This window comes from Parabacteroides sp. 20_3 (assembly GCF_964238835.1).
Classification (GTDB): domain Bacteria; phylum Bacteroidota; class Bacteroidia; order Bacteroidales; family Tannerellaceae; genus Parabacteroides; species Parabacteroides distasonis.
The window spans coordinates 105689-117818 of sequence record NZ_CAXSNO010000001.1 but is presented as its reverse complement, the minus strand read 5'-3'; the positions used below and the strand labels follow the sequence as shown (position 1 = coordinate 117818).

Below are 12130 nucleotides of genomic sequence, written 5' to 3'. Positions count from 1 at the left end.
TATTATATGTTTTGTGCTTGGGATGAATTTTTTAGTTGATGATAATATTCCTTGAGCAATCGTACGTCTTCTGCTTTGTCCGTGAAAAACTCCATGAATAGGGGATGTTCGCTCGGTTGCTCTGTTTGGGTAAAGGCGCTCATCGCCGCTGCCAACTCCTCGGCATTATGGACAGCGGAGTAGGAGAATCCTCTTTCCGTGGCCCATCCCTCTGCAGAGGTCTGGTGGGAGGCGGTGACGTAACGGTGCGTACGTTCGTTCATCTTGAATCCCGGCAAGGCTTGGAAGATTTCGCCACCTCCGTTGTTCAAGAGCAGGATGCGAAGGTTATTGTGCAAGTTATCGTTCCACAACGCGTTCATATCATAGAAGAAACTAAGATCGCCTATGACGATAAAGTTTAGTTTTTGCGAGGCCGAGGCATATCCGATGGCCGTAGACAAGGAGCCTTCGATCCCGCTCGTACCCCGGTTGCAACAAACCTCAACCGTCTCGGGCACGGTGTACAATTGCGCGTAACGTACGGTGGAGCTATTCCCCAGATGCAAGGCCGATTCAGCCGGAAGCGAACGTATCAAACCACCGATCGCCGCCATCTCGGAGTAAGCGAACTCCGGCTCCGGCAGGTTCCGGGATTTGTATTCCCAAGCCTTCGGATATTCAATCTGCCTATTCTCCAGCATATAAGCGATTTTCTCCAGAAACTCGAAAGCGTCCATCTCGATCACCGTGGTCAGGCTACCGAATAAATCCGCTACCTCCCCATCCAATGAGACATGCCAATGCTCCTTAGGCGGGTGTTTCCGCAAAAACTCTTTCAGCCGCTTGGAGACAATATGGCCGCCGTAGGTGATCACGAGCTCGGGAACCAGCTTCTCTTTTTCCTCCTCCGGGGTAGCGTACAGGATGGCGTCGAAATTCTTGATCGGCAATCCCGGTACGATACGGTTGCCGATGTGCTCGGAGAGCCAAGTGAAATGTTTGTATAGTAACTTACATATTTTCTTCTCGAAGAGATAGATCAAGCTCATTTGTCCCGCTATCATCATTCGCTTGCTATATTTGTTCAAACGCTCGATCAGATCGTCATATTTCCGGTCGTACACGTTTAGGCCTTGATAACGGGTGATTACCCGTACCTTCGGCAATTCGGGTGTCGTGAACTGAAATAAAGGCTCGGAGATCGGGACGTTGATATGCACCGGCCCTTTGCCGTGATGGTTCAGTTCCAACAAAGCCTCGTTGATCAATCGATTACAATACCATTCATCTTGATCCGTATGTATTTCCGGTAGCTGCACCGACTTCTTTACCAGCGAGCCGAACACCCCGGGTTGCGGCAAAGTCTGTCCGTCCATTTGCCCGATCCATGCGGCGGGGCGGTCGGCGGATATCACGACAAGCGGAACTTTCTGATAGAAAGCCTCCGCTACCGCCGGATGTATATTCAGCAAGGCCGTGCCCGAGGTACAGCAAACAGCCGCCGGCTTACCTCCGTGCAACGCTAGCCCTACGGCAAAGAATCCCGCGCTTCGTTCATCCGTCACGGAATGGCAATTGAAGAACGAATGGTTTGCCAATGTGTGCACAATCGGAGAGTTCCGGCTCCCCGGACATAGCACGATATTACTTACGCCGTGCTCTATCAGCAAGGCTACCAATTGAAGGATGTTCTTTTTATCGCTATACATTATATGATATAAAATTATAAATTACCCACTATTCTCCGCATCGTATCTAATTTATCCTCTGTCTCCTGCCACTCATCCTCTAGCTGCGAGGCCGCCAACAGACCGCCTCCGGCATACAGCGTAAAGGTTTGGGGGAGGATATTCATGCAACGGAGGTTTACGTACAGATCTGTTTTGCCTTTGGGATCCAGCCAACCGATGAAACCGGAGTAATAGCTACGATCGTACCCCTCATTCTCGATGATGAAATGATAAGCCTCCTCCTTGGGAAGACCGCAAACGGCTGGAGTAGGGTGTAATAGTTGAAGGACATCACCCAGCTTCTCGGGATTCGGCAAGGAGAAGAAGAAATCACTTTTCAAATGAGAAACCTCTCCGGCCCGGGCTGAATAAGGCCCCTTCTCCTCGGGAGTAATACCCAAGGTGGACAGCTGGCGGCGTATATAGGAGGCGACTAATTGCTGTTCTCTCCAATTCTTATGGTCCCAGCTTTTCGGTAATTTCCCGTCTCGTAAGGATTGGGTTCCGGCCAAAGCTACCGTTTGCCAGTCACCTTTCTCGCCGGATAACAAGATTTCCGGTGTCCCACCCATCCAAGTTCCGGTTTCCGGGGTATGGCAAAGGTAGACATAGGAGCGGATATATCGTTCTTCCGCGGCGAAGAATGCCTTGCCGGGTGAGAAAGAGGGATCTTTCCAGATCGTTTTGCTACGGGATAGGACTAGTTTATCTTGGCTTCCTTTTAGCAAAGGGTTGGTAAACAGGGAGAAATGGTAAGCGTATCGTTCCTTCTCCTCGGATTCGGACGGGATTTCGATTTCATTCGAAGGGAATTCGTTTTTCTCTCGAGAGAAATCCCAATCGGATTCGGAGGGGATTTCAAAGCAATCCGGTTGGATTAAAACGATAGGTCGTTCCGCTGTCACCTGAAACGGAGCGATTACAAAACCGCTCCGTTCATTTAAGTCTTTTATGTCGTATAATAGGCAAGGAGAGCCGGCACTTTGCATCCTGAAATGGAGCCTATCCTCACCGGGAATACGCCAAATAGCGAAACTCCGGCCTTGCTTGATCAACGTGTCTATTATTTCGTAAGAATCTCTTGGAATCATTTCTTCTTTAGTATACTATTGATTACCCGTACAGAGGAAACCAGTTTGTCGGTAGAGGTGAATATGTCTACGTTCCACACATGGGATGAACGGCCTTTGTGGATAATCGTCCCGACGGCACGTACCGTGTCTCCCTCGTGGGCGGACGACATATGGCTGCCGCTAACTTGCATGCCGACTACCATCTCGTCCGGTTTCGCCAGAATCATGGAACCTAGTCCGGCCACGGTCTCTGCCAGAGCCAGTGTAGCGCCTCCGTGCAAGATACCGAAAGGCTGGCGGGTCCGTTCGTCTACAGGCATGGTCGCTTCCACACGATCCTCTGACGCATAGGTATATTGAATGCCTAGATTACCCATTAAAGCATGTTTGGCCCGTGCGTTTAGTTGATCTAACGGAACCTCTGTGGGTTTGATCGTGGCAAGGATCGCTTTCTCGATCGCTACCGCCACACCTTCCATATTATTGGGTAAGGTCGTGAAATCGGCACAAGCCTTTACGGAATCGCGTGCGTTACCCATCGCCACGCCGGTACCGGCTAATTGAAGCATGGATACGTCGGCCACGCCATCACCGATAGCGACAACCTCTTCGGTCGTGATATTCAGCATCTCCATCAATACCGCCAACGTATTTCCCTTATTGATGAAATGAGGAGCTACCTCCAAGAAATAGTCCTCGGAGCGGAAAGCTTCCAATACCCCGTCCAGACGTTTCTTCCAATGATTTTCGAGACCCACTAGATTGTTCTCGTCATCGCTGGTAAGAATACACTTACAGGGTGCGAAATCCACCGCTTCCGGGAAATTCTCCACACCGATGATGCGCATCTTATTGAGTTCGGCCTCCTCTTGGACATGCATGTTTTCCGGGCTATCGGTTAGGATATAGTCCTTGTGATATGTGAAGATCGCGAAACCGTTTTCCTTCGCCTTCCGGTTCAAATAAGGAATCATGGCCGGATCGATTCGTTTCTCGAACATCAATTCTCCGGTCTGGGCATTGATGATCTGACCTCCGTTATAAGATAATATGAAACCACCGTAATGATTCAATTCAAGGGCCTCCGCCAAGGGTTGAACCCCGTTGGTGGGTCGGCCGGATGCCAATACAACATGAACTCCCATCTGCTGAGCCTTTAACAAGGCGGCATGGGTCCGGGGAGTTATCTCTTTCTTGTCGTTAAGCAACGTCCCATCTACGTCTAAGACTAATAATTTGTACTTCATGGCGTCTTATTTTTATGGTTTAGAATACAAATATACATAAAATAGTTGATAGTTAGAAGACATTTCCATGAAAGGAATTTACGTATATCGGCGCAAGCTCACGCCTATACTGGCGTAGCCCTACGGCACTACTGGTATAGGCGTATGCCGGTATAGGCATTGGCCTGTGTCGATACTGGTGTAAATGTCTCTGAAAAAACACGTACGTGTTCTCGCGAAAACATGTACATGTTTTTCGGAAAATACGTACGTGTTTTTTTTCAAAGCAATTCTTGGATGAAACGAGCCACTCCATCCTCATCGTTCGTGTATTGGGTGATGCGGTCGGCATTGGCCTTGACAGGGGGCTGGGCGTTGGCCATAGCGACTCCCAATCCGGCGAAACGGATCATGGATACGTCATTGAAACCGTCGCCGATAGCGATCACTTCCTCCTGTTTTATCCGGGTTCGCTCTAGTAAGCGGGATAACGAGGCGGCTTTGTCGATGCCTTTGGGGACAAGCTCCAGATAGAATGCCTCGGAACGATATACGTTGATACGTTTCCCTAATTCTTGGCGGAGCTTCTCTTCCAACGGTACCAACATCTCCGGTTCGCCTACCACCAAGCATTTATCGGCTGGCTGATGCAAATCCCGCAGAAAATCGTCGGTAGCCTTGATCTTCATTTTGGTTAAGAAAGATTCGTATTGTACGTATTTATTTTCCGGATGCTCGCTTAAGATATATTTACCGTTGTAGGAAAGGATAGCCAGTCCCGCTTCTTTGGAGCGGTTGTATAAAACAGGTACGATATCGGGTGGCAAAGCCTGTTCGAAAAGTACTTTGTCTGTCATCAAGTCGATCACCTTACCGCCGTTGAAGGAAAGGATAAAACCACCATATTGCTTTATGTTCAGTTCCTCGGCTAAAGGCACGATACCGTAGGTGGGCCGGCCGGAGGCTAAGACCAGATGCAATCCTTTTTCCTGCGCTTGCAGAAGGGTTTCCCTCGTAAACGGGGTGATCTCTTTTTTACTGTTTGTCAGTGTACCGTCTAAATCCAGTACCAATAATTTATAGTTCATGCTCTTGTTTCGTGTTGATCGTGATTATTTTACCTCTTTGGGAGATATAATTATAGAGTTCTTTATAAAATGCGTGCCGGGTAAGGGTGGAAGCGTCTCCCAAGATCATCAGTTTCATACGGGCACGGGTGATCGCTACGTTCATGCGCCGCAAGTCGTTCAAGAAGCCTATCTTTCCATCCTCGTTGGCCCTTACCAAACTGATCAAGATGACATCGCGTTCTTGCCCTTGGAAACCGTCAACGGTGTGTACGGTGATCAGTCTGCGTAAAGGCTTGAAGAAAGCGTCTTGTTTGATCAATTTACGGATGTATTGTACCTGCGCCTTATAAGGGGAGATCAATCCGAAGTCGATATTCTCTTCCAGCACTCTCTCCTTGGATATTTTCTGTATATAGGAGCGTAATTGTTCCACGAGCAATTCCGCCTCTTGCCTGTTGACACGGCTCATGGTCTCTTCTCTCGTATTTTCCGTGAAATCGCACTCGGACGTATCGAACCATACGATGGGAGTGTCCAGTCGCAAGATTCCCCGCCCGCTTACCTCGGGAGCGGATTCGAGTTCGTTATGATAGAACCATTGGGAGGAGAAGCGCATGATATCCTCGTGCATACGATATTGGATATTCAAGAGAGAGACCGTTTCCGGTTTCGCATGGGCTATCTTTTGCATCAAGGTACGTCCTAAGCCTTCTCGTTCCGCTTCTATACATTTAATAGTAGGGGGCAATTGGTGATGATCGCCCGCTAGTATGACCCGGTCCGCCTTGCCGATCGCTATCCAGCAAGCGGCTTCCAAGGCTTGGGCGGCCTCGTCGATAAATAAGGTCGTGAAGTGCCGGTTCATCATGACCCGGTTTGCGGAGCCAACCAAGGTGCAAGCGACAACACGAGCCTCGTCGAACAGCTCTGTATCGATCTTGACTTCCAGTTCGGTCGCCCGGAATTTCAAACGGGAGAGGCGGTTTCGGATCGTATCCCGTTCCTCCCGGCTTTTCTTTCGCATATTGGATTGTATATCCCGTACCGCTTTTCGGATGCTCCATAACTCGGGATAATCCGGATGCGATTCGAAACGGCGTTCATATGTGAAAGAGAGCATCTTGTCATTGATACGAGTGGGGTTCCCGATGCGCAGGACGTTAATGCCTCTATCTACCAGTTTCTCCGAGATGCAGTCTACGGCGGTATTACTTTGGGCGCAAACGATCACTTGATTCTCCCGGTGAAGGGTCTCGTAAATGGCTTCCACCAAGGTGGTTGTTTTCCCGGTTCCGGGAGGGCCGTGTACGATAGATACTTGTTTCGCTCCCAATACCTTGTTTACGGCTTCTTCCTGCGAGCGGTTCAACCAAGGGAAGCGGATCGGGAATAATTCACGCTGTCCCGGTTTTTCCTGCCCCAGCAATACGTCCCTAAGATGGGAGAGTTGGTTGTTTTTTGCCCGCATCACGTCCGAGAGAGCGGAAAACATCGTTTTATAGCTGGTCTCGTCGAAGTAGAGTTGCACGCCGAGATCATTGCTTTTTCCTTGTATATCCATCAAGGCGGAAGGAGTGGGGAGAACTACCACCATCCGGTCCTCTTGCACGTAGCTGATCGTGGCGGAGAAATCCAGATACTTAAATTTACCACTGATATCTGCCGTAAAGAAGCAAACCGGGCGCCCGTACTCAAAATTATGCTCGATCTCCCGGTCTTCTGTCCTTTCGATCTCGATCACCAATTGGTTTAAGGAGTTATAATAACTGCGTCCCGGAGTGACCGGATACCAACAGAGGCCCTGCGCCACTCGTTTTCGCAAACCCGTACGCTCGGATTGCTGTCGGTATGTTTCCTTCTCATATTCATATTCTTTCTGCAGGAGATCATATTGATGTTGCAAATCTACAAGCGGCGATGAAATTCCCATTCCTTTTTCAATTCTATTAATCGGATAAATACAGCCCGGGCGTTCTAGGTCCCGAAGTAGGCGACAAAAGTACTAAAATTATCGTTCCGTACCCAAGTTGCGGTAAGTAAAGAAAAAGAATACCGCTAACGTTGGTAGTGTCTATAAAATTCCTAATTTTGTACGAAAACTAATATCATAAAAAAATGAATGAGAACGATGCTTTTTATAACGCATTAATAGATGTAGCTGCTTGGGATAAAGAGAATACCTTAGATCGTTTTATGAATAGTGATAGCCTCTTCAAAAAGTTTCTATATAAATTTATTACTACAGACGGTTCGTATGTGAAATTACGGAGCTCTTTAGTAGAGCGGGATTTGGAGAATGCCAAGCTATATTCGCATACCTTGAAAGGGATAGCCGCTAATTTAGGTCTGGTAAATCTATTCGATGTATCGAATAATATACTATCGCTGTTGAGAGAAGGGAATCTGGAAGAAGCGTTGCGTTATGAAGATGCATTGGGAAAACAATACGATGCCTTGCGAGATATCGTTGTTGAGTTTTGTTCTTAATCTATTGTATATTAACTATCTAATTCTAAATAAAGACTATCAGTATGGATACTATCATAAAAACTCAAATTATAGATTTGATTCACAGGGAGGTAATCCCTGCTATCGGATGTACGGAACCTATTGCCGTGGCTTTGGCGGCCGCAAAAGCGGCGGAAGTGCTGGGGCGTAAGCCAGAGAAGATAGAGGTTTATCTGAGCGCCAATATCCTGAAGAATGCCATGGGAGTAGGAATCCCGGGGACTGGCATGGTGGGGTTGCCTATCGCTATCGCTTTGGGATCGATCATCGGTAAGTCCGCTTATGGGCTAGAGGTGCTGAAAGACTTGACTCCGGAGGGATTGAAAGAAGGTAAGGAAATGGTCTGCAAGAAATGTATCGGTATAGACCTGAAAGAGAATGTAGATAAACTTTATATCGAAATTATAAGTTCTGCAGGGAGCGATCGTTCAAGGGTGATCATTTGCCATGAGCATACCCATATAATATATGTAGAGAAAAACGGGGAGGTATTGACTGATTTACGTACGGCAAACGCTTCTGGCGAGGAAGTATGTGAGAATAAGGATTTACGTCTTTCCTTCTCTATGGTCTATGAGTTTGCCATGGAAATGCCATTGGATGAGATTCGTTTTATTTTAGAAACGGCCGAGTTGAATAAGAAAGCTGCCCAAGCTTCCATGAAAGGCAATTACGGACATACCGTAAGCAAGACAGTCTCGGGTGCTTTCGGCCGTAAGTTCATGGGAGATTCCGCTTATACGCATATGTTGATCATGACTTCCGCAGCTTGCGACGCTCGCATGGACGGCGCTATGATCCCGGTGATGAGTAATTCGGGAAGCGGTAATCAAGGAATCGCCGCTACGCTTCCGGTTCTTTCTTTCGCCGAGGATATCCAATGCTCGGAAGAGCAACTGATCCGTGCGTTGATGTTAAGCCATTTGATGGTGATCTATATCAAGCAAAGTCTGGGACGCTTGTCCGCCCTTTGCGGTTGTGTGGTTGCCGCTACGGGAGCGAGTTGCGCTATCACCTATTTGATGGGAGGAAATAAGGCGCGGATTTCTTATGCGATCAAGAATATGATCGGTAATATTACCGGAATGATCTGTGACGGTGCCAAGCCGAGTTGCGCGATGAAAGTATCTAGTGGCGTATCTACGGCGATGCTTTCCGCTTTGATGGCCATGGAGGATAAGGTGGTGACTTCCGTGGAAGGTATCATCGATGAGGATGTGGATAAATCGATCGCGAACTTGACCGCTATCGGCTCTAAAGGAATGGAGGCGACGGATCGTCTGGTGCTGGACATCATGACCGGTAAATCTTGTTAATGGGATTCTATGGAGGAGGCACCAAAGGCGAGGAAAAAAGAGATTATGCGAGTGACACTTTTAGGGTCATTCGCTAATTTTGTTTTATTGGTATTCAAGTTCGTGGCGGGTATGTGGGGGCATAGTAGCGCTATGATCGCCGATGCGGTGCATTCGTTATCTGATTTCGTAACGGATATAATCGTACTTCTTTTTGTCAATATATCTTCCAAGCCGAAGGACGAGAGCCATGATTACGGGCATGGTAAATACGAGACTTTGGCGACTTCAATTGTCGGTATCGTCTTGCTTTGTGTAGGTTTTGGCCTTTTCTGGGAGGGAGCGAACAAGATTTATGACTTTTATTTCAAGGGGATTCCGTTGGAAAGTCCGGGAATGATCGCTTTAGTTGCCGCTCTTATCTCTATCGTGATCAAGGAATTACTGTATCATATTACGGTTTGGGTAGGAAGGAAGCAGAATAGTCAAGTCGTTATCGCTAACGCTTGGCATCATCGCTCGGATGCCTTTTCCTCGATCGGTACGGCTTTAGGTATCGGAGGGGCGATTTTGTTGGGGGATAATTGGCGTGTGCTGGACCCGTTGGCGGCTGTGATTGTCAGTTTGTTTATCGTAAAAGTAGCCTTGCAGCTGGTGATCCCGGCGATTAATGACTTATTGGAGAAATCTTTGCCGAAGGAGGTGGAGGATGAGATCTTGGCGATCATTAGTGAGGTTCCCGAGGTAAAGAGCCCGCATAATCTACGTACCCGCCGCATCGGTAATAATTTTGCTATCGAGGCGCATATACGGGTGGACGGACAGATAACCGTGACTCGTGCCCATGACTTGACGAAAGAGATCGAACAGAATCTGCGTGATAAGTTCGGTCAGGCTACGCACATCGCTTTGCACGTGGAACCAATTAAATAAACGAATTGTTATTTGACCATGATGAAGAACTTATATAGGGGAGAAGTGTTCTATTTGATCGCTTCCCCGCTGGATCATGTGGAGGCTTACCGCTATTTTGAGGATGGGGGACTGGCTGTTGTTGATGGAAAGATTGTAGAGGCGGGGCCGTTCGAGGCGATGCGTTCCCGTTACCCGGATTTCCCGGTGACAGACTATTCCGGTAAATTGATTACACCCGGCTTTATTGATTCCCATATCCATTTCTCCCAGTCGGAGATACAGGGAATGTATGGCAAGCAACTTCTGGATTGGCTGGACGAATATACGTTTCCCGCCGAGGAAGCTTTCTCTTCCATGGAATATGCACAAGATATCGCTCGCTTTTTCGTGAAGGAACTGGTGAAGAACGGAACTACGACTTGTGCCGCTTATGCCACGGTTCATCCTGCTTCCGTAACCGCATTATTTTCCGTGGCTACGGAGTATAATATGTGTATCTTGGCTGGAAAGGTGATGATGAACCGGAACGCTCCGGATTATCTGATGGATACCACGCATCAGGGTGAGTTGGACTGCCGTAGCTTAATCGAGGATTGGGACGGGAAAGGACGGAATCACTATGTGATCACGCCCCGTTTCGCCATAACCAGTACGCCGGATCAATTAAAGTCTGCCGGTCGTTTACATGCCGAATATCCCAGTACCTATATACAGACACATCTTTCGGAGAATCTGGGAGAGATTGAATCTGTCTTATCGCTCTGTCCCGGTCATGCGGATTATCTGGAGGTCTATGAGCGTGCCGGATTGTTGACCGATCGTTCGATATTCGGGCATTGTGTCCATCTAACCGATCGGGAATATAAGCGGTTGGGAGAAACGGGAGGCATTATCGCCCATTGCCCGACCTCGAACCTTTTCCTTGGAAGCGGATTATTCGATATGAGGGAAGCGAACCGTTACGGCGTACGTACTACCTTGGCGACAGATGTCGGTGCGGGTACATCTTTCTCTATGTGGCGTACGATGGGAGAGGCTTATAAGGTACAACAGTTGAACGGTTATCCGATGACAGCTTTGGAGGCTATCTATAAATGTACGCTAGGCTCTGCACGGGCCTTATCGTTGGACGACCGAATCGGAAGTTTCCTTCCTGGCCGTGAAGCGGATTTCATAGTCGTGGATTATGCCGCTACCTCTGTCCAGAAATTGCGTATGGAGTATCTTCGTTCGAGAGATAAATGGACGATCGAGAATAAGCTGTTTGGCCTACAAACCCTCGGCGATGACCGGAATATGGTATGTACTTATATAATGGGCAAGCAAGTATACGGCTCAGATCCGTGCGATCATCAAGAAGCAAGTATGTAATACGACCGTTACGACGATCCATAGACGTTCGGCAGTAGCCGGGCGTAATCCCGGGAAATGATATTCTATAGCCCCGTGCTTGCAAGCGGAAAGACAATCTCCGCAATAGGTACAGGTGTAACCGATCTTCCCCTTCTTGATCTCTTCTTTATGCAGGGCATCATACCGGCAAATGTTTGTGCAAGCCATGCAATGGCAACAATCCGTGGTCAGTCGTACCCGGAAAGGAGAGAGGTACTTGAGGAAAGACACCAAAGCTCCGATTGGGCAATAGCTACTGCAATGTACCATCTTCCGTCTCTTTCTGGAAAACAATAGCATGACAAGTAGCCCGATAACTCCGACCGCTATTCCAAAAGCGGTGGCTATCTTGCCGCTCGCTCCGAATATCCGTAGCAAGATGGCTCCCAGCATGACCAGAAATAATACGCTGTATCGCATTTGCTTGTGGTAGGGGAACCTTTTTCGTTCCAATTTTCCCCGGGCACTCCATGCGTCGAATGCCCCGAAGTAACAAAGCTGGCTACACCAAGCGGGACCGGATAGTAATAAGGTGCTGATAAAAAGTATGGGCATGAATAATCCATCAAAGCGATAAAGCGGTCCGGCCAAGATTACCGCAGGGATCGGTAAATGCAGTTTCCCGGTCATAAGGAAAATGGGATCGGCAAAAATCCCTAGAGCAAGTTGCCCGAAAAAAACGATCGAGAATAACAACCACGCTCGTTTTCTCCATTTGGGACGTTCTTGCCGATCTTGCATCTTATAGCAGAGCCAACCACCGTATAGCATGGCAAGTATCACTTGTATCCATCCTCCATACGGAAATAACCTTTCGCCTATCAACAGTGGATTTTTAGGCATGACTTGAACGATCGAGAGAAGTCCCCCGACTAATAATACGGTACTGATAACAATACGTCTCGTTTTCATGCTCAATTATTTTATGCGTAAAAGTAT

At 48.0% G+C, this 12130-nt stretch carries 10 protein-coding genes; 4 read left to right on the top strand and 6 right to left on the bottom strand.

Annotated features, from left to right (window positions below):
• Positions 1-2 precede the first annotated feature (2 nt).
• From menD to ACESPU_RS00505, 5 genes are all read right to left on the bottom strand, one after another.
• Positions 3-1691 (bottom strand): 2-succinyl-5-enolpyruvyl-6-hydroxy-3-cyclohexene-1-carboxylic-acid synthase, encoded by a 1689-nt coding sequence (gene menD / locus ACESPU_RS00525; RefSeq protein ID WP_057326259.1) that lies wholly within the window; start codon positions 1689-1691, stop codon positions 3-5.
• A 14-nt stretch (positions 1692-1705) separates the two neighbouring features.
• Positions 1706-2803: an isochorismate synthase gene (locus ACESPU_RS00520; protein WP_048927312.1), complete on the bottom strand. Its 1098-nt coding sequence runs from the start codon at positions 2801-2803 to the stop codon at positions 1706-1708.
• A complete protein-coding gene (locus tag ACESPU_RS00515) occupies positions 2800-4032 on the bottom strand; it encodes a Cof-type HAD-IIB family hydrolase (RefSeq protein ID WP_057326258.1) in 1233 nt (410 codons plus the stop codon). Before ACESPU_RS00515 ends, ACESPU_RS00520 begins: the two co-directional genes overlap by 4 nt.
• A 260-nt stretch (positions 4033-4292) precedes the next feature.
• Positions 4293-5099, bottom strand: coding sequence for a Cof-type HAD-IIB family hydrolase (locus tag ACESPU_RS00510; RefSeq protein ID WP_005862248.1), 807 nt, complete (start codon positions 5097-5099; stop codon positions 4293-4295).
• A complete protein-coding gene (locus tag ACESPU_RS00505) occupies positions 5089-7011 on the bottom strand; it encodes an AAA domain-containing protein (RefSeq protein WP_158532432.1) in 1923 nt (640 codons plus the stop codon). Before ACESPU_RS00505 ends, ACESPU_RS00510 begins: the two co-directional genes overlap by 11 nt.
• A gap of 185 nt (positions 7012-7196) precedes the next feature.
• On the opposite strand from ACESPU_RS00505, the gene ACESPU_RS00500 reads away from it, so the two are divergent.
• From ACESPU_RS00500 to guaD, 4 genes are read left to right on the top strand one after another with little or no spacing between them, the layout of a single operon-like run.
• Entirely contained in the window at positions 7197-7568 is a 372-nt protein-coding gene (locus ACESPU_RS00500) for an Hpt domain-containing protein (protein WP_005856873.1), read from the top strand.
• Positions 7569-7612: 44 nt separating this feature from the next.
• Positions 7613-8905 carry a serine dehydratase subunit alpha family protein gene (locus ACESPU_RS00495; RefSeq protein WP_005862252.1) on the top strand — a complete coding sequence of 431 codons (1293 nt, stop codon included), beginning with the start codon at positions 7613-7615 and terminating at the stop codon, positions 8903-8905.
• Between the two features lie 9 nt (positions 8906-8914).
• On the top strand, positions 8915-9817 hold the full coding sequence (locus tag ACESPU_RS00490; RefSeq protein WP_158532433.1) for a cation diffusion facilitator family transporter: 903 nt from the start codon (positions 8915-8917) through the stop codon (positions 9815-9817).
• 12 nt (positions 9818-9829) lie between these two features.
• Positions 9830-11170 carry a guanine deaminase gene (gene guaD, locus ACESPU_RS00485; RefSeq protein WP_122143804.1) on the top strand — a complete coding sequence of 447 codons (1341 nt, stop codon included), beginning with the start codon at positions 9830-9832 and terminating at the stop codon, positions 11168-11170.
• Here guaD and ACESPU_RS00480 read toward each other — a convergent pair.
• Positions 11135-12103: a 4Fe-4S binding protein gene (locus tag ACESPU_RS00480; RefSeq protein ID WP_122143805.1), complete on the bottom strand. Its 969-nt coding sequence runs from the start codon at positions 12101-12103 to the stop codon at positions 11135-11137. The genes guaD and ACESPU_RS00480 overlap by 36 nt on opposite strands.
• Positions 12104-12130 lie beyond the last annotated feature (27 nt).

What these genes read in the sequence shown, in the direction of transcription:
- menD (WP_057326259.1), bottom strand. Translation starts at nt 1,691, where the DNA reads ATGTATAGCGATAAAAAGAACATCCTTCAATTGGTAGCCTTGCTGATA.
- ACESPU_RS00520 (WP_048927312.1), bottom strand. Translation starts at nt 2,803, where the DNA reads ATGATTCCAAGAGATTCTTACGAAATAATAGACACGTTGATCAAGCAA.
- ACESPU_RS00515 (WP_057326258.1), bottom strand. Translation starts at nt 4,032, where the DNA reads ATGAAGTACAAATTATTAGTCTTAGACGTAGATGGGACGTTGCTTAAC.
- ACESPU_RS00510 (WP_005862248.1), bottom strand. Translation starts at nt 5,099, where the DNA reads ATGAACTATAAATTATTGGTACTGGATTTAGACGGTACACTGACAAAC.
- ACESPU_RS00505 (WP_158532432.1), bottom strand. Translation starts at nt 7,011, where the DNA reads ATGGGAATTTCATCGCCGCTTGTAGATTTGCAACATCAATATGATCTC.
- ACESPU_RS00500 (WP_005856873.1), top strand. Translation starts at nt 7,197, where the DNA reads ATGAATGAGAACGATGCTTTTTATAACGCATTAATAGATGTAGCTGCT.
- ACESPU_RS00495 (WP_005862252.1), top strand. Translation starts at nt 7,613, where the DNA reads ATGGATACTATCATAAAAACTCAAATTATAGATTTGATTCACAGGGAG.
- ACESPU_RS00490 (WP_158532433.1), top strand. Translation starts at nt 8,915, where the DNA reads ATGGAGGAGGCACCAAAGGCGAGGAAAAAAGAGATTATGCGAGTGACA.
- ACESPU_RS00480 (WP_122143805.1), bottom strand. Translation starts at nt 12,103, where the DNA reads ATGAAAACGAGACGTATTGTTATCAGTACCGTATTATTAGTCGGGGGA.